The 21,469-nt window shown below is 44.7% G+C and carries 21 protein-coding genes, 7 tRNA genes and 2 pseudogenes; 16 read left to right on the top strand and 14 right to left on the bottom strand.

The window, feature by feature from the left end; translation table 11 throughout:
- Positions 1-107 precede the first annotated feature (107 nt).
- The 5 genes and pseudogenes from ACTHS4_RS00150 to ACTHS4_RS00130 all read left to right on the top strand — a co-directional run bounded on the left by ACTHS4_RS00150 (position 108) and on the right by ACTHS4_RS00130 (position 5,454).
- Positions 108-452 (top strand): hypothetical protein, encoded by a 345-nt coding sequence (locus tag ACTHS4_RS00150; RefSeq protein WP_070461500.1) that lies wholly within the window; start codon positions 108-110, stop codon positions 450-452.
- 408 nt (positions 453-860) lie between these two features.
- Positions 861-1,148 carry a barstar family protein gene (locus ACTHS4_RS00145; RefSeq protein WP_070826456.1) on the top strand — a complete coding sequence of 96 codons (288 nt, stop codon included), beginning with the start codon at positions 861-863 and terminating at the stop codon, positions 1,146-1,148.
- Positions 1,149-1,365: 217 nt separating this feature from the next.
- A pseudogene (locus tag ACTHS4_RS00140) lies at positions 1,366-2,745 on the top strand (hemagglutinin repeat-containing protein); the annotation flags it as partial.
- A gap of 1,355 nt (positions 2,746-4,100) precedes the next feature.
- Positions 4,101-4,604 (top strand): hypothetical protein, encoded by a 504-nt coding sequence (locus ACTHS4_RS00135; protein WP_070460987.1) that lies wholly within the window; start codon positions 4,101-4,103, stop codon positions 4,602-4,604.
- A gap of 187 nt (positions 4,605-4,791) precedes the next feature.
- Positions 4,792-5,454: a hypothetical protein gene (locus ACTHS4_RS00130; protein WP_070826454.1), complete on the top strand. Its 663-nt coding sequence runs from the start codon at positions 4,792-4,794 to the stop codon at positions 5,452-5,454.
- A 59-nt stretch (positions 5,455-5,513) separates the two neighbouring features.
- Here ACTHS4_RS00130 and ACTHS4_RS00125 read toward each other — a convergent pair whose 3' ends face one another.
- A complete protein-coding gene (locus ACTHS4_RS00125; RefSeq protein WP_084824611.1) occupies positions 5,514-5,819 on the bottom strand; it encodes a replication initiator protein A in 306 nt (101 codons plus the stop codon).
- Between ACTHS4_RS00125 and ACTHS4_RS00120 the strand changes: the two are divergent.
- The 6 genes and pseudogenes from ACTHS4_RS00120 to ACTHS4_RS00095 form a co-directional block, all read left to right on the top strand.
- Positions 5,815-6,945 (top strand): annotated as a pseudogene (locus tag ACTHS4_RS00120) (hemagglutinin repeat-containing protein); the annotation flags it as partial. The gene ACTHS4_RS00125 and the pseudogene ACTHS4_RS00120 sit on opposite strands and share 5 nt — an antisense overlap.
- Before the next feature lie 11 nt (positions 6,946-6,956).
- Positions 6,957-7,271: a hypothetical protein gene (locus ACTHS4_RS00115; protein ID WP_283115632.1), complete on the top strand. Its 315-nt coding sequence runs from the start codon at positions 6,957-6,959 to the stop codon at positions 7,269-7,271.
- A 330-nt stretch (positions 7,272-7,601) separates the two neighbouring features.
- A complete protein-coding gene (locus ACTHS4_RS00110) occupies positions 7,602-7,751 on the top strand; it encodes a hypothetical protein (protein WP_349251535.1) in 150 nt (49 codons plus the stop codon).
- Positions 7,751-8,245 (top strand): contact-dependent growth inhibition system immunity protein, encoded by a 495-nt coding sequence (locus tag ACTHS4_RS00105; protein WP_070826453.1) that lies wholly within the window; start codon positions 7,751-7,753, stop codon positions 8,243-8,245. Before ACTHS4_RS00110 ends, ACTHS4_RS00105 begins: the two co-directional genes overlap by 1 nt.
- A 255-nt stretch (positions 8,246-8,500) precedes the next feature.
- Positions 8,501-8,965 (top strand): hypothetical protein, encoded by a 465-nt coding sequence (locus tag ACTHS4_RS00100; RefSeq protein WP_070645406.1) that lies wholly within the window; start codon positions 8,501-8,503, stop codon positions 8,963-8,965.
- A 492-nt stretch (positions 8,966-9,457) separates the two neighbouring features.
- A complete protein-coding gene (locus tag ACTHS4_RS00095; protein ID WP_349267272.1) occupies positions 9,458-9,676 on the top strand; it encodes a tyrosine-type recombinase/integrase in 219 nt (72 codons plus the stop codon).
- Between the two features lie 96 nt (positions 9,677-9,772).
- Here the strand turns inward: ACTHS4_RS00095 and ACTHS4_RS00090 are convergent.
- From ACTHS4_RS00090 to ccoG, 10 genes are all read right to left on the bottom strand, one after another.
- Positions 9,773-9,862, bottom strand: a tRNA-Leu gene (locus ACTHS4_RS00090).
- Positions 9,863-9,883: 21 nt separating this feature from the next.
- Positions 9,884-9,961, bottom strand: a tRNA-Cys gene (locus ACTHS4_RS00085).
- Between the two features lie 10 nt (positions 9,962-9,971).
- Positions 9,972-10,045, bottom strand: a tRNA-Cys gene (locus tag ACTHS4_RS00080).
- A 36-nt stretch (positions 10,046-10,081) separates the two neighbouring features.
- A tRNA-Gly gene (locus ACTHS4_RS00075) sits at positions 10,082-10,157 on the bottom strand.
- A 21-nt stretch (positions 10,158-10,178) separates the two neighbouring features.
- Positions 10,179-10,254 (bottom strand) — tRNA-Gly (locus tag ACTHS4_RS00070).
- A gap of 24 nt (positions 10,255-10,278) precedes the next feature.
- A tRNA-Gly gene (locus ACTHS4_RS00065) sits at positions 10,279-10,354 on the bottom strand.
- Between the two features lie 34 nt (positions 10,355-10,388).
- A tRNA-Gly gene (locus ACTHS4_RS00060) sits at positions 10,389-10,464 on the bottom strand.
- 93 nt (positions 10,465-10,557) lie between these two features.
- Complete coding sequence (pgsA, locus tag ACTHS4_RS00055) at positions 10,558-11,118, bottom strand: CDP-diacylglycerol--glycerol-3-phosphate 3-phosphatidyltransferase (protein WP_003679552.1); 561 nt, start codon at positions 11,116-11,118, stop codon at positions 10,558-10,560.
- A gap of 675 nt (positions 11,119-11,793) precedes the next feature.
- Positions 11,794-12,360, bottom strand: a complete 567-nt coding sequence (locus tag ACTHS4_RS00050) for a FixH family protein (protein WP_053091033.1) — start codon at positions 12,358-12,360, stop codon at positions 11,794-11,796.
- A 3-nt stretch (positions 12,361-12,363) separates the two neighbouring features.
- Positions 12,364-13,848, bottom strand: a complete 1,485-nt coding sequence (ccoG, locus tag ACTHS4_RS00045) for a cytochrome c oxidase accessory protein CcoG (RefSeq protein ID WP_070826452.1) — start codon at positions 13,846-13,848, stop codon at positions 12,364-12,366.
- Positions 13,849-14,292: 444 nt separating this feature from the next.
- Here ccoG and tkt point away from each other — a divergent pair, with 444 nt between their 5' ends.
- The gene (tkt, locus tag ACTHS4_RS00040) at positions 14,293-16,272 is read left to right on the top strand and encodes a transketolase (protein WP_070826451.1); all 1,980 of its coding nucleotides are present in this window, start codon (positions 14,293-14,295) and stop codon (positions 16,270-16,272) included.
- A 66-nt stretch (positions 16,273-16,338) separates the two neighbouring features.
- On the opposite strand, the gene clpA is transcribed toward tkt, so the two are convergent.
- Together clpA and clpS are read right to left on the bottom strand one after the other, a co-directional pair.
- Complete coding sequence (gene clpA, locus ACTHS4_RS00035) at positions 16,339-18,618, bottom strand: ATP-dependent Clp protease ATP-binding subunit ClpA (RefSeq protein WP_440365328.1); 2,280 nt, start codon at positions 18,616-18,618, stop codon at positions 16,339-16,341.
- Between the two features lie 3 nt (positions 18,619-18,621).
- Positions 18,622-18,933 (bottom strand): ATP-dependent Clp protease adapter ClpS, encoded by a 312-nt coding sequence (gene clpS / locus ACTHS4_RS00030; protein ID WP_003679561.1) that lies wholly within the window; start codon positions 18,931-18,933, stop codon positions 18,622-18,624.
- Between the two features lie 257 nt (positions 18,934-19,190).
- Between clpS and ACTHS4_RS00025 the strand changes: the two genes are divergently transcribed.
- From ACTHS4_RS00025 to ACTHS4_RS00010, 4 genes are all read left to right on the top strand, one after another.
- Positions 19,191-19,394: a cold-shock protein gene (locus ACTHS4_RS00025; protein ID WP_003682902.1), complete on the top strand. Its 204-nt coding sequence runs from the start codon at positions 19,191-19,193 to the stop codon at positions 19,392-19,394.
- A gap of 75 nt (positions 19,395-19,469) precedes the next feature.
- Positions 19,470-19,685 (top strand): hypothetical protein, encoded by a 216-nt coding sequence (locus tag ACTHS4_RS00020; RefSeq protein WP_003679564.1) that lies wholly within the window; start codon positions 19,470-19,472, stop codon positions 19,683-19,685.
- Between the two features lie 84 nt (positions 19,686-19,769).
- Positions 19,770-20,216 carry an SsrA-binding protein SmpB gene (smpB, locus tag ACTHS4_RS00015; RefSeq protein ID WP_003679566.1) on the top strand — a complete coding sequence of 149 codons (447 nt, stop codon included), beginning with the start codon at positions 19,770-19,772 and terminating at the stop codon, positions 20,214-20,216.
- A gap of 71 nt (positions 20,217-20,287) precedes the next feature.
- Positions 20,288-20,728: a hypothetical protein gene (locus tag ACTHS4_RS00010; protein WP_070583965.1), complete on the top strand. Its 441-nt coding sequence runs from the start codon at positions 20,288-20,290 to the stop codon at positions 20,726-20,728.
- 72 nt (positions 20,729-20,800) lie between these two features.
- On the opposite strand, the gene ACTHS4_RS00005 is transcribed toward ACTHS4_RS00010, so the two are convergent.
- Positions 20,801-21,286: a DUF4189 domain-containing protein gene (locus ACTHS4_RS00005; protein ID WP_070826449.1), complete on the bottom strand. Its 486-nt coding sequence runs from the start codon at positions 21,284-21,286 to the stop codon at positions 20,801-20,803.
- Between the last annotated feature and the right edge of the window lie 183 nt (positions 21,287-21,469).

Genomic DNA, 21,469 nt, shown 5'->3' with positions numbered 1-21,469 from the left:
CTGCTAATCTAGTAAAGCCCCTAAAATTAATACGAATGGTAAGCAGCAGGGACGCACTCAAGCTGAATATAATGAAATAACACATTTTAAGATAAGGAGTCATTGATATGAAACAGATAGTTGTCCCTTTAAGTGTTGAAGCCATGAAAAAATTAGATTACGATCAAGCTGATGATAATGAACTATATGTATTTAAACTTTCAGAACAAGAGGTTAATTTGTTATTTGAGAAAAATTTCTTCGATAAAATAAATGAGATAATAGATACATATATAGATGATTATGAGGATGAAAAAATAATTGATTTAAGAAAATTAATTATTCTAAAAAATTTTTTACAAGATAATTCCCATCAGGCATTGACAGATATCCCTCTTAGAATATATCAAAATATTTTATTTTTAACTCAGCTGGCTATTTCCAAACAGACAGGTTTATTTTTCTTTTTTTAAATAACAAGCGCATTTGGAAATCCAAACCATAGCCCATATAAAACTTAAACTCAACAAGTAGCATGTGTGCAGAACGCACGCATGCGGTTCTCAAGGTTTGAGCCAAAAGGTCGTCTGAAACAACAAATACCTTTCTTTTAATAAGTTGCCACAGCAATCAGACAAAAGCAGCCTACCTCCACATCCATATAGGCAACATAGGGGAGATATTTTGTAAATTCTACAAATATTTTACCTGCTAAACAGGGTAGGATATGGTATGAAGCGAACATTAGCTTAATAAACACTATGTCAAGATCGAATCAGGCTGGTACTAGATTGTTATATTCCAATGATGGATTGCTATATAACAACTGATCATTATATCTCTGCAATACAAATTGGAACTTGGAAATAGGAGTATAACTTATGCAATTAGAGATTATCGGTAGTAAAATTTATACGGAACAAGATTTTCATAATCAAATTTCAAAAATATTTTCTATACAAGATTATTATGGGAACAATCTTGATGCTCTGTGGGATTTATTAAGCAAAAATGTAGAACGACCGATTACTTTGGTATGGAAAGATGCTATGTTCTCAAAAAATCAATTAGAAAATATATTTATTGAAATAGTAAAGGTTTTAGAAAGAGTTAAGAAACAAGATGAGGATTATGGATTCGAAGAAAAATTTAATTATATTTTAGAGTAAGTAAACCCTAATTACATTACGTACACAGGCTTAAAACTCCCCAAAGCCAATTAAGCAAGCCGTAATCCATATAAAACTTAAACTCAACAAGTAGCATGTGTACGGAACGTACGCATGCAGTTCTCAGGGTTTAAGCCAAGAGGGTCGTCTGAAACAACAAATACGGTTTCAGACGACCTTTCTTTCAACAAGCCACCACAGCAATCAGACAAAAGCAACCCACCGCCACACCCGTATCGGCAGCACGGCCGGCAAAACGATTATCCGAAGCGGCGGGGATACCACCCTCAAAGGTGCGCAGCTCATCGGCAAAGGCGTACAGGCAGATACGCGCAACCTGCATATAGAAAGTGTTCAAGATACTGAAACCTATCAGAGCAAACAGCAAAACGGCAATGTCCAAGTTACCGTCGGTTACGGATTCAGTGCAAGCGGCAGTTACAGCCAAAGCAAAGTCAAAGCAGACCATGCCTCTGTAACCGAGCAAAGCGGTATTTATGCCGGAGAAGACGGCTATCAAATCAAAGTCAGAGATAAGACAGACCTCAAGGGCGGTATCATCACCTCCGGCAAGAGTGCCGAAGACAAAGGACAAAACCTTTTTCAGACGGCCACCCTTACTGCCAGCGACATTCAAAACCACAGCCACTACGAAGGCGAAAGTTTTGGATTGGGTGCCAACGTTGCCGTAAGCGGCAAAACACTGGGGCAGAGCGCACAAAATAAGCCTCAAGACAAACACCTGACAAGCGTAGCCGATAAAAATGGCGCAAGTTCATCAGTAGGTTACGGCAGCGACAGCGACAGTCAAAGCAGCATCACAAAAAGCGGCATCAACACCCGCAACATCATCCTCACCGATGAGGCAGGACAGCTCGCCAAAACAGGCTACGGCACAGACAAAGCCGCGCAACTGGCGTACACCGACATCCGCACCGAGGATGCCGGCCAACAATCAGGCAGCCTGAAAAACCGATTTGATGCGGACAAAGTGCAAAGCGAGCTGGATTTGCAGCGCAATGTCTCACAACAATTTGCCCCCGTTGCCGCTCAAACTGTTGCATGGACAGCAGATAAACTGGGCAATATACAGAACTACGAGCGCATTCAAATCGCCAAAGCAAATTTACAAGAGCAATTAAAAGACGCGCAAAACCCTGAGCAAATTGCCCAACTGCAACAACAAATCGTCCTTGCAGACCAATACCTATCCGACCATCAAACAGAGTACAACACATGGAAGGAAGGCGGATTAGGGCGAGCTGCGCTCCACGCAGGGGTAGGAGCACTCTTAACAGGTGATGCACAAGGCGCAGTAGGAGCAGGCACCTCATCGCTAGCAGCACCCTATTTAAACCAAGTAGGCGACAAATTTGGTGGCGCAGGGCAATTACTGGCAGACACCCTAGGAGGCGCAGCGATTGGTACGCTGACGGGTGGAAGCACGGGTGCGGCGGTTGCGGGGGCGAATGCGGATTGGTTTAATCGCCAGTTGCATCCTGATGAAGTGAAGTGGTTACACAGTAAAGATACACTACAAAAATATATTAACTATTTAAAAAACAAAGGATTAAATTTAACTCCCCGAGAGGCTCAAATTCAGCTAGACCGCGCAGCTGCCGCGATGGTGGACAGCGAATGGGCAATACTGCATGGACGCAATGAACTTGCAGAACAGTTTTTATCTCAAAACACATCTAGATTTCATTATCTAGATAATTTTGGTGCAAGTCATCAATTCTTTACAGCTACTAATCGTGAATATTTAGATCAAGACCGAAATTTAAAAACATTATTTAGTACCTATACCGATAAAAACAAAAACGAAATAAATAAATTCTTGCATAGTATTCAGATTGAAAACCGTAATGCCTCAATGGATTTTAAAAGAGGAATGGAACAAGGCTATAAAGATAGCAGTAACGATGCACATAATGATCCAAAGATAATTGGGAAAGGCATAATTTCCTTGCCGAGATACGTCTATGATTCGTCTGCCAGTGATGAAGTGGGCCCACTAGACGATCAACAAATGGAGACTAACCGTATAGCCCTGCTACGTTTACAAGGGAGAGATTTTGAAGCAGGTAGAATATATGAATACAACCATGCAACCCAACAACGGTTAATGTGGTATCAATTGCCAGTAATGGAGCTAGCAGGACGTATCCCTAGTAAATTGGCTAACAAATATAAACTGTACCGCGCAGGTAAGTTATCTGCTACACAACTGGCAGCAGAAATAAAAAAACAAGCACCAATTGTTCCAAATGGAAAAGCATTTGATTTTACCAGTGGAACATTGATACCTAATCAAACCGTTAAGCTCACACAGGCACAGAATCTGTCCAATGGAACAACCCTGCCGGCAGGGACAATTGCACGACTAACAGGCAAGGGAGTGGAGGCAACTTTGCCCAATGGTAAAAATGTTAGTTATGCAGGGGTGACTGAACAAAGGGCGTTGCCTGCACCTCGTAAGTCTGATGTAAGCAAAAATACTGATAATAATAAAGTAGTTGATAATGGTAGGAAATCTAATTTTAATAAAACGCCTGATGATACAGATAAAGTATCTAATAACGCGGATAAACCTGAAAAACCTAAACGCGATCTTAATGAAATCAAAAAGCAGTACGAAAATGAAATTTCTGATATTGAAGGAATTGCAAATTACACAGGCAGAGAGGCTGAAAGTCGAGGAGGCTTAAAAGGTGCACTTGAGGAATATGCAAGAACTGGTAAGGAAGTGGGTGTTAAACATCCGTCAAACCATATCCAAAAGACAGAAAATCTTTTAAAAAAAGCAAAAAAATTAGAAAGGAAAATTAAAAACTCAACATTAAGCGATAACGATAAGCAAGCGTTATTAAATAGAATAAATCAATTCCGACAAAACATTGAGCCAGCTTTGAATGATGCAATCAGGAGGAGAGATAGCAAGTGATCACAATGAATGATATTGAAGAAATGACCAGCTACATTGCCGAGCTTATATTCGTTTTTCCTTATGATATTGAAATTGATAGAGAAAAAATTGTTGAATATAACAGGTTTAAATATGCCGAATTTCAAAAAACCAGTTCTTTTGGGGAACATCCTTATGAGGATTTAGATTTAACATTAACCGATTATTATTGGATCTGTTCTATTAATAACATAATAAGTAAGAATGATTTTTTTACTCTAGTAAAAATTATGATTGTCGAATATGAAAGCGAATCTTTTGTTTCCATGCTTTCGGATGAATCGCAATATTTTTCAATTAAATCATGTAATGAGGCATTTGATTTTTTGTATGGTTTATTTCCATTATGCAAAAGTGATAATGCACGTTCTAATTTAAGAGTATATTTAGAATGGATTTTTGAAGATGGATTTAAATGGAGCGATGGTATATTTAGGATAGATATGTTGAATGAAAAAAACAAATCTTTGTTTTTGGGGCTGACGTAGATTAGTAGTATGGAAATTTTTGTCGCGTAGGAATATGCCGCCCAGACTTGCAAGCAACGCTTCCATCAGGTAAAAGAGTGTATATTGAGTACGATCGAAGCACTTCATCGCGCGGAATACCACACGCAGATAGAATATTCAGCAATGATAAAGATGCTATTGTTATTTTAAGGACGTTAGATTGATTATGAATAACCCACAGTTTTTTTTACAAGATCATAAACCTCATACCACTCATTTGTGTTTCTTTAAAATTCCATTTAATGAGATGGTGTTACGCTTTGAGCAAAGATTGCAAGAGCTTGGTCTAATATGGGGGTGGACGGTACATCATCAAAAAGTATCTGATGAATTAAGTTTGTCGGATAAAATTAAAATGTTGGAACCTTTTGCGCAGAGATACCCCAATAAATATATTATTTTAGAGACTGCTTCTGAATGGTGCTTATATATGGGAAATGGATATCGTGGTACAGACGTATTTAGCCAACCTAGTTATCTATCCGAAACATGGGGGATACAGAATATCAGCTTATATCTTTCTCCAGATTTTAAGAAAGATGAATTTGGTGCGGTAATGTTTCATTGGCGAAATGGTGCAAATAAAATCTCAGAATATGCAGTAGAAAGTAGAACGATTATGGTGCATAAAGAAACCAGTAAAACAACTTTTGAACAAAGCGGAAAACCTTTTGAATTTGAGAACTTAGCTAGCTATGAAAAAAGAATCAAAAAGGAGCGATTAACGGTTGATATGGTTGCTGAATATTGCAAACATTTTAATATTGATTTGTTTAACTTGGATTTTTATAAAGGACGTGCAGCATTATTTACAACCCATAAAAAATAGGTGCTTTAAAAAACACATTTAGGCAGCTTGAAAAACCTCAATTTATGCTTTCAGGCTGCCTATGGTGATTTTTTGAGAAATTTAGACAAATCCCGATTTCGCACTTTCAACATATCTTTCTTATCATCATAAGTCAGTCGGTAATCGGGTAAATCATTGCTGGCTACCAACTCCTTAATCGCCTGCCTAAAATGGCGCAGCGTTGCCATGCTGCCCGATTTTCTATGCAGTATTTCCAGAGAAATGTGCCATTCATTTTGCTTCCCGCAATGTTTGGCACATAGCTCATAAATGCGTCTATCCAGCAGTTTACGCAGCCTGAAATAATCTGCCGATATGGTTTTAACCTGTGCCGAACAAACCACCTACCGCCACAGCCATGTCGGCAGCGCAGGCAGTCCCACCGTTATTGTGAGCGGTGGCGACACCAACATCAAAGGCGCACAAGTAACAGGCAAAGGCATCACCGTACGCGCCACCAACTTCAATATAGAAAGCCTACAAGACACCGCCGACTACCGCAGCCGCCAACAAAACATCAGCGCCCAAGTAACCGTAGGCTATGGCGCATCCGCCTCAGGCGATTACAGCCAAAGCAAAATCAACGCCGAACACCGCAGCGTGAGCGAACAAAGCGGATTGTTTGCGGGTGATGATGGCTTTGATGTGCAAGTAGGCGGGCACACCCGGCTAACAGGCGGCATCATCACGTCTGGCCAAAGCGCAGAAGACGAAGGCAAAAACCGCTTTCAGACGGCCACCCTCACCCATAGCGACATTCAAAACTACAGCCGATACGAAGGCGAAAGTTTTGGATTGGGTGCCAACGTTGCCGTAAGCGGCAAAACACTGGGGCAGAGCGCACAAAATAAGCCTCAAGACAAACACCTGACAAGCGTAGCCGATAAAAACGGCGCAAGTTCATCAGTAGGCTACGGCAGCGATGGAGACAGCAAAAACAGCACCACCCGCAGCGGCATCAACACCCGCAACATACACATCACCGACGAAGCGGGACAACTTGCCCGAACCGGCAGGACTGCCGAAGAAACCGAAGCGCGTATCTACACCGGCATCGACACCGAAACTGCGGATCAACACACAGGCCGTCTGAAAAACAGCTTCGACAAAGACGCGGTTGCCAAAGAGATCAACCTGCAAAGGGAAGTAACGCAGGAGTTCGGCAAAAATGCCGCACAAACCACAGCAGCCGTTTCCGACAAACTCGGTAACACCCAAAGTTACGAACGGTATCAGGCAGCCAAAACACTGCTGGAGGCCGAACTGCAAAACACGGACAGCGAAACCGAAAAAGCCGCCATCCGCGCAACACTCGGCCAAGTAAACGCCTACCTTGCCGAAAACCAAAGCCGCTACGACACCTGGAAAGAAGGCGGCATAGGCAGGAGTATGCTGCACGGGGCGGCAGGCGGACTGACGACCGGCAACCTCGGCGGCATACTGGCCGGCGGCGGCACTTCCCTTGCCGCGATGAATTTCATATTATCGTCAATTGTGTGGATTATCCGGATTTACCTCAAGAGCTTCCTACCCCCAATTATTCAGACTGGGTAAAAATTAAATTCAAGCAGTTCAGCTATCTGAAATTTATCTATGGATACGCTACGGAGAACCAAGATATAAATATCGATAATACCTTGGAGCTTGGAGAATTAAAGCAGGATGATGAAATCTTGGATTATGGAGGTACGCTGGAATTGATAGGCGGTAGGTATGATCTTCCGACCGGTTTTAGCATATATATAGTTTGCCGGGAAATAGAGTTAGAATTTTTAGATCAGGAGAGTTTCAATTAAACGAGCCGTAGCTTGTCATGTTGCGCAAGCAGCCTTTTGGAAGCTCTTGACAAGGCTGGTTGGGCATATGTGCTTTATCACTTAATATTACTTGACAAAAGGATGTGTGCAGAACGCACGCATGCGGTTCTCAGGGTTTGAGCCAAGAGGCCGTCTGAAACAACAAATACGGTTTCAGACGGCCTTTCTTCCAACAAGCCGCCACAGCAATTAGACAAAAGCAACCTACCGCCACACCCATATCGGCAGCACGGTTAGCAAAACCATTATCCAAAGCGGTGTAGACACAACTCTAAGACGGCAAATTTTGAACATCATAGCCTTTCGGGTATGACATTAAGGGCCGACATGATCAAACAGCGCGAAATCCATCTGGCCATACCCGCACAAACTAATAAGGAGCAAAGATTGCAGTTGCAACGTGTGGTAGAGTATGGCAAAAATCGAAACATTACAGTCAAAATTACGGAGATCAAATAATGATTTTTAAACAGGATCAAAATTATTGGGCAGTTTTTTATGCTAATGAAGAAGCTCTGATTGTTCAAACATGTTCAGGTTTGGGGTTAACGGCAATAGACCACCTATATCCCCCCCATATCCTGCCATTGGATACCGACAATGAAACTTTAGGCACGACGGTCTTGCAAGCGTTGACAAACAGCAGGACTTTCGTTTATGACAGTCCAGAAGACCAAGATTTTTTTGATACCGAAAAATTTCGGCAACGCTATGAGGATTGGGTTGCCAACCTATGCGGGAACTTGGGCTATAAAACCAGACGCGCCCTATTTAAAAACATGATGAGCGTGGATATTTGGCTGCACAACGGCTGCCTGAAAATCAGCCCGAGCCGCCATGTCAAGCTGGAAGCGTGGGATGCCATTGATGCAGACGATGTAATTTTATCATTGGATAACAGCCCTGAAGAAATCGGAGCAGGTTTAAAGTTGGCATTGAGCCGCTGCCGATAATATTTGGCAAAAGGTCGTCTGAAAGCCGGGAACTTGTTTCAGACGATCTTTTTTTATTAGACTCAAGCTCGCGTGCGTACTGCACATACCTTACCTGCACAGGTTTAATGCAGGCTACGGCTTGCTTGGAAGGATACGTGAATTAAAATTTAAAAAAGTTGACTTTCCCGTTCCTAATACTAATTGGAAAAATTCTATTGATGTCTTGAATGAATCAGGTAATGTTAATAGACCTCGTTATAGGAGTAAATAAAAATGGCAATTTGGAATTATCGGTACTACCTTATCCCATCAGCTGCTATCAGAAATAAATTTAATGCAAATAAAGATATCATACTTGATGAGTATCGATCTAATGGTTTTCAGAATTTTAATGAGAATAAAAGTTTTGAAAATTACTTTATCGATAATGATGTTATATTATTATCAATAATAAATGAAGCAAAAAAACAGCTTAAATTGAAAGAGTCTTGGGATAAAGACGCAATCATGTTTTGTGATAATTTTGGTAATAGTCTTACCGTTTGGCCAGATGATATAGAGTGTGAACTTGATTTAAGATTTGATTATACTAAATTTATTCAGAAAACCATTGATTGGGCAATAAAATATAATTGTCTACTTGTAATAGGAAAAACAGGAAATGTAGTTTCCCCTAATATAAATAATCTAATTTATGAAATAAAAGCATATTTGGAAAGCAAGCCGTGGCCTATATGAAACCTAAACTCAACAAGTAGGATGTGTGCGGAACGCACGCATGCGGTTCTCACGGTTTGAGCCAAGAGGCCGTCTGAAAACAGAAAAACCGTTTCAGACGGCCTTTATTTAATGTGCCGATCTTGCGCGGGCTATAAAGCGCAGTTGTCCAAAAAGGTATATTAATAGGCAAATACAAAAAGGAGGCGAAGTCAATTTTACTACCTTCAAACATTTTCAATTTGGAGTATTGATATGATAATTAATTATTTAGTATAAATGCCGGCTTGCGACAGGCAAATGGTTTGGGTTTGACATGGAATCAGATTGATTTAGACAGGAAGGTCTGTTGGTATCATCCTGATGAAATGAAAGCTGGAAATGTACTGGGTGTTGTTTTAAATTGAAGTATTAAAGCGACAGATAGGCAAGCATAAGAAATTTGTTTTTGTGAATAAGCGGAATAAACCAATTAGCGGCATTAACAGCTGATATTGGAAGAAGACGTTAGAACTGGCAGAAATAGAAGACTTTATTTGGCACGATTTAAGGCACACTTGGGCAAATTGGTTAGTTCAGCGTGGCGTACCATTGAGAGTGTTGCAAGAAGTATGTGGTTGGAAGACGTTAAGGATGGTGCAGAGATACGCACATTTGGCTCCTGAGCATCTTCATCAACATGCTCAAGTTTTGCACGAGCTTGTCACATTTGACACAAATGGGGCAAGTTAGACACAAATCAGGCACAAATAAAAAAGACAGCTATACAAATAAGCTATCAATTAGAAATTTAGAATCTTAGGTTTTTCAATAAATTCAGATATTTATTGGTGCCCGGAGCCGGAATCGAACCGGCACGGCCGGTTTAGGGCCGACGGATTTTAAGTCCGTTGTGTCTACCTATTTCACCATCCGGGCGTAGACAATAAATTGATAGATTGGAGGCGGGGGCACGGATTTGAACCGGCCTATATAAGGGTTGCACCCCTTATAGCATAAACACTCTGCCACCCCGCCATGAAATGGATGGAGGCGAGAGTCGGAATCGAACCGGCGTAGACGGATTTGCAATCCGCTGCATAACCACTTTGCTATCTCGCCAAATAAACTACTTTAGAGTGTTTGTAGTATTGAAACTGGAGCGGGAAACGAGTCTCGAACTCGCGACCTCAACCTTGGCAAGGTTGCGCTCTACCAACTGAGCTATTCCCGCGTATTCGGATGCATGATTTAATGGAGCGGGAAACGAGTCTCGAACTCGCGACCTCAACCTTGGCAAGGTTGCGCTCTACCAACTGAGCTATTCCCGCATTTGAGTGCATCTGAAATTAAACTGGAGCGGGAAACGAGTCTCGAACTCGCGACCTCAACCTTGGCAAGGTTGCGCTCTACCAACTGAGCTATTCCCGCATATTGAAAAAGAGCAATCAACAAGTAATCAGTATGGAGCGGGAAACGAGTCTCGAACTCGCGACCTCAACCTTGGCAAGGTTGCGCTCTACCAACTGAGCTATTCCCGCTCTGATATTTGTTGCTTCGTATATCGAAGAAGACGCAATTATTATGGATTTAATCGCGTGCGTCAAGTGTTTTGTTTTTATTTTTTAAAAAATTTATTTGAATTCTTTCCATGCCATTTTCAGGTAGTAGCACATTGACCAGATGGTCAATACAGATGCTATAAACATCAATATGTTACCAATGAGATAGAAAGGGTCGTTATATTTGTCCGTACCGATAAGCAAAAGGAAGATGGCGATCATTTGGGCAGTAGTTTTGAATTTGCCGATAGTGGCCACTGCAACGCTGCCGCGTTTGCCCATTTGTGCCATCCATTCGCGCAAGGCGGAAATGGTAATTTCTCGTCCGATAATAATCATGGCGAAGATGGCGTATGTTCTACCAAGGCTGACGAGCAGAAGTAGGGCAACAGCAACCATGAGCTTGTCGGCAACGGGATCGAGGAATGCACCGAAGTCGGAGGTTTGTTTCCAGCGGCGTGCTAAAAAGCCGTCAAACCAGTCTGTAATAGCGGCAAGTGCAAAGATGATGGCGGCTGTCCAGTTGACGGTTTGTGGTTGAATCCATGTGTTCGGTAAATAGAATAGGATGGTGAACACGGGGATTAATAGGACGCGCATCCAGGTAAGTAAAATAGGTATGTTCCAAGGCATGGTTTGGGATCTTTTGGATGATGTGTCGGGTTGTTCATTATAGCTTATTTGTTCACTCTGCTTTTTGAAGTGTTGTTTTTTTGCCGACAAGTATCTTGGGCATAGATTTTTGTCGTGTGGGTTGTGAAGAAAATCTGCTAAGGCCGTCTGAAAAATAGGCTGTTGCGGGGTGTAAATGTTTTTGGGTAGAAAAGTAGCTGCGAAATAGTGGGCAATAAGGTCTGCCTGCTGTTCGATATTTAATTGGTTAATGTGGGGTAAGGGGATGGGGTAGGCGTAAGCTTTGCGTTTTCTGTATCCGCCTTTGAGCATGATGAATAGGCCGGAAAGCCAAACTTTGTGACCGCGCTGGTGTTGCCAGACATGTGTCAGCTCATGAATCAGCCAAATTTTGTAGGCTATGCCGGCTTGAGTGAAATCTTCGGGGCAGTGTTTACGCGGAAAGTATATGTTTCCATTGGGTGCAATGGCGGTATTGGCGTTGGGTATAAGTGGAATGCCGCGATATATTTTGATGCGGTGGAAGTTTATGCTGTCCGCAAAAACTTGTTTTGCCATACGGACTTCGTTTTCGGTCAGTCTGCGCCAATTGGAAAAAATCATATTTTAAAGAATGATAGAGGGTAAAAAGATTTTCAGGCCGTCTGAAACTTTCAGACGGCCTGAATATGGGATTTATTGTTCTTCTGAAGCGGCTTGTTTGCCGTTGTCGAACAATTTGTCCATGGGTGTCAAGTTGACTGCATTGCCTTGGCTGACTATCCATTTGTTTTCAACACGCCATACGCCTGAGGCATCTTCAACGCGCAGGTACCAATGATTGGTTGGGCGTAAAGGTTTAAAGACGGCTTCGTATTCCATGCGGCCGTTTTGTGGTTCGGCTGTTACGGCGCGCAGCTTGACGGTTTGGTCATCGGCTTTGCGCGTTGGGTGCATCAACAATAGGTTTAATGGCTGTTTGGTATCGAATTGTCCGCTGACGAATACTTTGGCGGCGTTCATATCCGGACTGATTAAGACCTGCACCTGAATTTGCCGTTTAACGGCTTCTTCATCGCGGTGAAGTTGGATTTCGATGTGTTTGCCGTCTTTGTAGTAATCGTCAGACACCAAGTCTGTCGTATGTTCTTTTGCGACGAAGAACATGGAAACGCTGGCGATAACGACGAAGATGGGGCCGGCCATCAGCACCCAGGGCCAAATATGTTTGTACCAAGGTTTGATTTTGGGTTGTGGGGACACCGTTTATTCTCCGATAAAGGTTGCTTTTTCTTCTAAAGTAGTCGGTTTGGAGTCGGCAGAGCCGGTCTCGCGATAGATAAAGGTAAATTCAATCGGATGGCTGCCTTTGTCAGCGTATTCGGGAATGGTAGATACCTGTACCGGGATGGTAACGGTTTCCCGCGGCGCAATTTTAATACCGTTTTCAGGCAGGCCGGTCAGCGCGATTTCATCAAAGCCTTTGACGGTTGCGGTCATCAGTTGTTCGTTTTCACTATTGTTGATAATGCGCAGGTTATAGGCATTTTCCAACCAGCCTTGGCTGTTTTCGCGAACCATGACGCCACGGTCTTTCAGGATATCAACTTCGACCATTTTTCGGGTGGAAATGCCGACCAGGAAGGCGATGATGACCACCAGGAGTACTGCGCCATAACCAGCTACACGCGGACGTTTCAAGCGTTTTTTGATGTCGCTTTCAGGGTATTCGTGTTCCAACGCGCCTTCGGTCGTATAACGGATTAAGCCGCGCTCGTAGCCCATTTTGTCCATGATTTCATCGCAGGCATCGATACACGCCGCGCAGCCGATACATTGGTATTGCAAACCGTCTCGGATGTCGATACCGACGGGGCAGACTTGCACGCACATGGTGCAGTTGATGCAGTCGCCCAAGCCGCTGTCTTCTTTGTTGACGGTTTTCTTGCGTGCGCCGCGCGGTTCGCCGCGTTCGGTATCGTAAGAAATAATTAGCGTGTCTTTGTCAAACATTGCACTTTGGAAACGTGCATACGGACACATATGCAGACACACTTTTTCGCGCATGATGTGGGCGAAGAAGAAAGTCATGAATCCGTAAAATGCTGCGGCAAACATTGCGCCGCCGCCTGCTGCTCCGGTGAATAAATCGGGAACAAATTGGCGGATCGGGATAAACCAGCCTGCAAAAGTGATACCTGTCCATGCGCAGACAAGGAAAATCAGCAAGTATTTGGTGGCCTTAATGCGAATTTTAGTAAAGTTCCAAGGCGATTTTTCCAGTTTTAGGCGTTTGTTTCTATCGCCTTCGACCAAGTTGTCAATCCACAGCATAATTTCGGTGTAAACTGTTTGCGGGCATGAATAGCCGCACCACAAACGACCGGCAATGGTTGTCCACCAAAACAATCCGAATGCGCAAATCATCAGCAGCAAGGCAAGGTAAATCAAATCGCCCATACCCAGCGACAGTCCGAAAATGAAGAAATGACGGTCAGGGATATTGAATAAAACCGCCTGACGGCCGCTCCAGTTGAACCATGGAATAACGTAAAATACAAACTGGGTCGCCAATACGGCGGCGATACGCAGTTTGGCAAAGCGTCCTTCCGCCTTTTTGGGATGGATGCGTTCGCCTTCGGGATGGATTTGAATCACGCTGGATTTGGGTTTGGAAGGTTTGGGCGCAGTAGCTTTTGCTGTTTTTTCTGTTGAGGGGGTGGTGTTTTCAGCTTGGTTTTCTGGTGACATTTCAGTGTTCCTTGATGAAGTGCACACAAGCCTGTTGTCATGGTAGTAGTTTGATGTGAATATTTTCAGACGGCCTTTCGCGTGCATACAAATCATAACATTTGACTCTATTCAAAGCAAAAGAGGGACTTCGTCTTAACGATGGATTCCTTGCGGCCGTTTGATGTAGGGCCGTCTGAAAAGGGCAGTATTCAAAGGTTTACAAATCAGTCTGTATGCAAACTTATAGTGATTTGCTATTTACACGATAAAAATATATAAAGCACTGTTTCAAAACGAAATAACAGTTAATATCATCTATCCTGTCCGTTTCGGGCAACCGAGTGGAAACAGGCCGTCTGACAAAGCGAATATCAAAAGCTATCCTTGAAAGCACGGCTGATTCAGGCGATAATCGGCACACCTTTTTTCATATTTCCAATCTTGTCCAAGGAAGGTCAAACCATGTCTCAACTGGCAAACGCAATCCGTTTCCTCTCAGTCGATGCCGTACAAAAAGCCAACTCAGGCCACCCGGGTGCGCCTATGGGTATGGCGGAAATGGCGGAAGTGTTGTGGACGAAGTTCCTCAATCATAACCCTGCCAACCCGAAATTCTACAACCGCGACCGTTTTGTCCTCTCCAATGGTCATGCTTCCATGATTCTTTACAGCCTGTTGCACCTGACCGGCTACAACGTCTCCATTGATGATCTGAAAAACTTCCGCCAACTGCACAGCAAAACCCCCGGCCATCCAGAATACGGCTACACCGACGGCGTGGAAACCACGACCGGCCCATTGGGACAAGGTATTGCCAACGCAGTGGGTATGGCTTTGGCCGAAAAAATCTTGGCTGCCGAATTTAATAAAGAAGGCTTGAACATCGTTGACCACCACACTTACGTCTTCATGGGCGACGGTTGTATGATGGAAGGCGTATCGCACGAAGCCTGTTCGCTCGCCGGTACTTTGGGCTTGGGCAAACTGATTGTTTTATATGATGACAACAATATTTCCATCGACGGTAAAGTGGACGGTTGGTTTACCGAAAATATTCCGCAACGCTTTGAAAGCTACGGCTGGCATGTGATTCCAAATGTAAACGGTCATGATACTGATGCCATTCAGACGGCCATTGAAGCGGCCAAAGCCGAAACCGGCAAACCTTCCCTGATTTGCTGTAAAACCTTAATCGGCAAAGGCAGTGCCAATAAAGAAGGCAGCCATAAAACCCACGGTGCGCCTTTGGGTGCGGACGAGATCGAAGCCACGCGCAAACATTTGGGTTGGGCTTATCCTGCGTTTGAAATCCCTCAAGAAATCTATGCTGCATGGGATGCAAAAGAAAAAGGCGCGAAACTTGAGGCCGAATGGAACGAACTCTTCGCTCAATATCAAGCCAAATATCCTGCCGAAGCCGCAGAATTCGTGCGCCGCATGGATAAAAAACTGCCTGAAAACTTCGACGCTTACGTTCAAGCTGCATTAAAAGAAGTGTGCGCCAAAGCAGAAACCATCGCCACCCGTAAAGCCAGCCAAAACAGCATCGAAATCTTGGCCAAAGAGCTGCCTGAATTGGTGGGCGGTTCTGCCGACTTGACCCCGTCCAATCTGACAGACTGGTCAAACAGCGTTTCCGTTACCCGCGAACACGGCGGCAACTATATTCACTACGGCGTGCGCGAGTTCGGCATGGGCGCAATCATGAACGGCCTTACCCTGCATGGCGGTGTGAAACCATTCGGCGCGACTTTCCTGATGTTCAGCGAATACGAGCGTAATGCCTTGCGTATGGCTTCACTGATGAAAATCAACCCTGTATTTGTGTTCACCCACGATTCCATCGGTTTGGGCGAAGACGGTCCAACCCACCAACCTATCGAGCAAACCGCCACTCTGCGCCTAATTCCAAATATGGATGTATGGCGTCCATGCGATACCGTTGAATCTTTGGTGGCGTGGTCTGAAGCCGTTAAAGCAGCCGATCATCCGTCCAGCCTGATTTTCAGCCGTCAAAACCTGAAATTCCAAGCGCGTGATGAGCAACAGCTGAACGACATCAAACGCGGTGCTTATGTAATCAGTGAAGCTCAAGGCAATGCACAAGCTGTTGTAATTGCTACCGGTTCTGAAGTTGAATTGGCTCTGGAAGCGCAAAAAGTATTGTCAGAACAAGGTATTGCCGTACGCGTTGTTTCCATGCCTTCTACCAATGTATTCGACCGCCAAGACGCCGCCTATAAAGCCGCCGTTCTGCCGGAAGGTTTGCCACGCGTAGCCGTAGAGGCCGGACATGCTGATGGTTGGTATAAATACGTCGGTTTGAACGGCGCCGTGGTCGGTATCAACCGCTTCGGCGAGTCTGCACCTGCTGATTTGCTGTTCAAAGAATTCGGCTTTACCGTAGACAATGTGGTTGCCACTGTTAAATCCGTTTTGTAAATCAGATTTTTGATTGAGATAAAAAGGCCGTCTGAAATTTCAGACGGCCTTTTATTTTTCAGTCGGTTAAACAGTTTCTGCTTCAGGTTTGACTTTGTTTTTCTTGAATTTCAACACGGCTTCTTCTTTTGCCGCATCCCAGTCTATCAGCACAAAGCCGCCTTCGGCGAGTTTGCCGAACAGGAGTTCGTCGGCGAGCGGTTTGCGGATTTTTTCCTGAATCAGGCGGTTCATCGGGCGTGCGCCCATTTGCGGGTCGAAACCTTTTTCCGCCAGATATTTGCGCAATGCCGGTGTGAATTCGGCTTCGACTTTTTTGTCGAGGAGCTGGTGTTCGAGCTGGAGCAGGAATTTGTCCACGACTTTGACGATAATGGGCTCGGACAAGGGTGCAAACGGGATAATCGCGTCCAAGCGGTTGCGGAACTCGGGCGTAAAGAGTTTGTTGATTGCCTGCATTTCGTCGCCGCGTTCGCGCTTGGAGGTAAAGCCTAGGCTGGGTCGGCTGAGGCTTTCCGCGCCGGCGTTGGTGGTCATAATCAGGATGACGTTGCGGAAATCGGCACTTTTACCGTTGTTGTCGGTCAGCTTGCCTGCGTCCATGACTTGTAGGAGGACATTGAAAATGTCGGGGTGGGCTTTTTCGATTTCGTCCAAGAGCAATACGCAATGCGGCTGTTTGTTGACGGCTTCGGTTAAAAGGCCGCCTTGTTCAAAGCCGACGTAGCCCGGAGGCGCGCCGATGAGGCGCGATACGGCATGGCGTTCCATGTATTCGGACATATCAAAGCGTTGCAGCGGTACGCCCATCGAGTAGGCAAGCTGTTTGGCGACTTCGGTTTTGCCGACGCCGGTTGGGCCGGAGAAGAGGAAACTGCCTATCGGTTTGTCGGGCAGGGCAAGGCCGGAGCGCGACATTTTGACGGCGGCAACCAGCGCATCGATGGCATTTTCTTGACCGTAAACCATGTTTTTCAAATCGCGGCCGAGGAATTGCAGCACTTGTTTGTCATCGTGCGACACGGTTTTTTCAGGAATCCGCGCAACTTTGGCGATGACGGTTTCGATTTGCGCTTTACCGATGACTTTTTTCTGTTTGGATTTGGGCAGAATCCGTTGTGCCGCGCCTGCTTCGTCCATCACGTCGATGGCTTTGTCGGGCAGGAAACGCTCGTTGATGTAACGTGTGGAAAGTTCGGCTGCGGCTTCAAGTGCGCCTTGCGTATAGCGGACTTGGTGAAAATCTTCAAACATCGGTTTCAAGCCGCGCAGGATTTGCACGGTTTCGGAAACAGTAGGTTCGATCACATCGATTTTTTGGAAACGGCGGCTTAAGGCGTGGTCTTTGTCGAAAATGGTACGGTATTCGTCATAAGTGGTCGCACCGATGCAGCGCAGCGAGCCTTTTGCCAGCGCAGGTTTGAGCAGGTTAGACGCATCCATTGTGCCGCCGCTGGTACTGCCTGCGCCGATGATGGTGTGGATTTCGTCAATAAACAAGATGGCGTGCGGGATTTTTTCGAGCTGTTTCAAGACGGACTTGACCCGAGCTTCAAAGTCGCCGCGGTATTTCGTGCCAGCCAAAAGCGAACCCATATCCAGCGCGTACACTTCGGCATCTTTCAGCGCGTCGGGAATGTCGCCGTTGATGATTTGATGTGCCAAACCTTCTGCCAGCGCGGTTTTGCCTACGCCAGCCTCGCCGACCAAAAGCGGATTGTTTTTGCGGCGGCGGCACAGGATTTGCACCAGCCGTTCCATTTCATGTTTGCGACCAATCAAAGGGTCGATACGGCCGGCTTTGACTTCGGCGTTGAGGTTGACGGTGTAGTCGGAAAGAGAGCCGGTTTTCTGTTCCGCTTCTTCGCCCTCGCGTCCCAGGCCGTCTGAATCATTGCCGTCTTCGTCATCGGGCGAGCCATGGGCAATGCAACGCAAGACTTCAAAGCGCGTAATGGATTGCAATTTGAGGAAATAAACGGCATGGCTTTCAGATTCGCTCATCATGGCAACCAAAATATCCAAAGGCTCTACTGCGGCTTTACCGGCAGACTGGGTATGCACCATCGCCCGTTGGATGACGCGTTGGAAGCCCAAGGTCGGCTGGGTTTCGACCGTATCCAGAAGATGATCGGGAATTTGCGGCGTATTTTCTGCAACGCTGGCCGCAAGCTGCTCGGACAGGACTTTCAAATCCGCACCACACAGTTTTAAGACGTTCGGCACAGCCGCATCTTCTTCTATCAGCACCAAAAGTAGGTGTTCCAAGCTGATAAACTCATAACGGGCGTTGCGTGCTTCACGGTAGAGCAGTTGCAGGATGTGTTCCAATTCGGGTGAAAGCATGATTTAAACCTCTTCGACTATACATTTGAGCGGATGCCCTTCAGCTTTGGCACGTTCCATGACCTGATGCTGCTTGGTCTGCGCAATATCGCGCGTGTAGGTGCCGCACAGGCCTTTGCCTTCGTGGTGCACCAGCAACATGACAGCCACTGCCTGTTCCTGTGCAAGCATAAAGACTTCGGTCAGGATTTCGACGACAAATTCCATGGTGGTGTAATCGTCGTTCAATAAAAATACGCCGTAACGTTTCGGCGGCTGTGTGTTGATATCGCTGAGCAGGGTATCGGATTGGTGGTCGGTATTCGGATGGTTCATAAGCTTAGGTTTCAGTTTTCAGACGGCCTGTTTTAGAGTGTAAACCGTTTTCTGTTGTATTTCGGCAATTTTTTTCTATTTTCCCACTTTTTTGAAAACATAGCTTGACGTTTTGTCTTAACAAATGTAAAAAGACGGTTAAGCAGAAGTTGGCACTCGACCGCGTATGTAATACGTGGGAGAAACGCTGAACGTTTTAGTTTGCTGTATGCCTTGTTTTGCTGATTTTGTTAATTTTTAAGTATAGGAAGTTTCTAATGGCAACCGGTATCGTAAAATGGTTTAACGACGCTAAAGGTTTTGGTTTCATCACTCCTGATGAAGGTGGCGAAGATTTGTTCGCTCACTTCTCAGCGATCAACATGGATGGTTTCAAAACCCTGAAAGAAGGTCAACGCGTATCTTTCGACGTAACCACCGGCCCTAAAGGCAAACAAGCTGCTAACATTCAAGCTGCTTAATTAAATGCGCGGCGTAAGCCGTAAAATCATGGCGGGGTTTCCCGCCATTTTTTATGGGCGTTCGGGTCAAAAATTATGAATCAAAATTCATCTTATCAAAATGCTTTAAACCAGTTAGACGAGCTTATCCGTCATTTTCGCAGCGAAGGCGAAGTCAGCTGCGCCGTTGCCGAGCGTGAAGACCAAATCTTGATCCGCCTTGCCGATTTGAAACTGGATTTGCGCCCTGAAGATGAAAAAGCCATTGCCGATATAGACCGCTTTTACCGTCGCCATGTTTTAAGCGAATAAACGTTTCAAAACCGTTTGCCGTTTTATTTTTTAAGCATGCCTGATAAAATAGGCCGTCTGAAAAGTTTGTAAAGAATCAGCACAATGAGTATTGCCAATAATAAAAAAGCCTTTCACGATTTCTTTATCGAAGACCAAATCGAAGCCGGTATAGTATTGGAGGGATGGGAAGTCAAAGCCATCCGCGCTGCACGCGTTCAATTAAAAGAAAGCTATATCTACTGGAAAAAAGACGCATTCTATTTAGTGGGCTGCCACATTACCGCATTGCCCACTGCCTCGACACACGTCAAACCCGACCCTGTCCGTCCGCGTAAGTTGTTGTTGAAACAATCGGAAATCAACAAGTTAATCGGTAAAACCGAACGTGCCGGTTATACGATTGTGCCCTTAAACCTGCATTACACACGTGGTAGAATCAAAGTGGAAATCGGTTTGGCCAAGGGTAAGAAACAGCATGACAAACGCCAAAGCCTGAAAGAAGCGGATTGGAAGCGTGAGAAACAGCGTTTGATGAAAAACGTACGTTGATTTTTTCAGACGGCCTTTTTGTAAAGGCCGTCTGAATATTTATTGTTTGAAAATTTTAAAAAGGAAAACAGATGAAAACCATGATTTTAGCAGCGGCTTCAGCCGTATTGTTGCTGGGCGCGTGTTCCACTACGGAACAAAGAGTATTGAAACCTGAAGAGCTGACCAGCATCAAACATGTCTGCATCATTCAAAATGCAAAAGTAAGACCGCATGATTTGGATCGTGCTTTGTCTAAAGCTTTGGCAAAACGCGGCATTGGTAGCACTATTGTGACAGCGGACAACCGCAGCAAACTGTATGATTCTTCTTGCCCGTATAACCTGCGTTACAAAACCAAAGGCAATGACGAAATCTTGCGTAAAGGCGTATTTGTGTTGCGAAGCACGAAGTATGCGGTTTCTACTGTCAGCTACTCTTTAAATGATGAAAACCACTTCCGAACCAATCCTGATTTGGTGAAACAGGCTGAAGGTGTTGTGGCCAAATTGTTGGAAAAAAACAGCAAATAAAAGCCAGAATAAAAAACCGGCTTGCCGTGATATGGAGAATATCTGGCAAGCCGGTTTTATTTTCAGACGGCCTTAAATGGATTTGATTTTTTCCCAGAGGGTTTTGACCGTACCTTGATAGTAGGTTTCGGAAGTGCAATAGACTGTTTCTAAAGCGCATTGTCCTTGTGAGCCGTATTTTTTGATACACTGGTTCAAGGCAATTTGATGCACGGTTTTGAAACGTGGGGAGGTAATGGCCACTACGTTTTGAGCAGTCAATTTGCCCATGGCTTTAGGGTAGGCAACAGCGATACAGGTATTGTGCAGTGGGACAACCGTTTTACAACCTGTTGCTTGGCCTGAGCCGATACCGGCTAAGGCATCTTGGCCTTTACAGAATGTTTCGAGTTCGGCTGTCGCATCCAGTTGGGTGGCATTTTCTTTGGTGGTTTTGATTTGCAGCGCTTCATTGCTGTCGGCAGGGTTTTGCCACATGGCCAGGTAGCCGTAAGTATCGGCAGCCAGGGCGGCAGGAGTCAATGCGCAAAGGATAAGTGTCATTAGTGTTTTTTTCATGTTTGTTCCCTGTTTGTTGGGTATTTGTCGTTATTATAAAGCAAAAGTACTTATTTGATATAAATTTGCTTTTAAAATGAATATTTGAGTGTGGCAGATAGATTATAGGCCGAGACCTTTGCAAAATTCCCCAAAATCCCCTAAATTCCCACCAAGACATTTAGGGGATTTTCCATGAGCACC

The sequence above is a fragment of the Neisseria sp. P0014.S009 genome (genome assembly GCF_051958155.1).
GTDB lineage: Bacteria > Pseudomonadota > Gammaproteobacteria > Burkholderiales > Neisseriaceae > Neisseria > Neisseria flavescens_C.
Note: the sequence above shows the minus strand (reverse complement) of the source record. Positions and strands in the feature narration are given on the sequence as shown.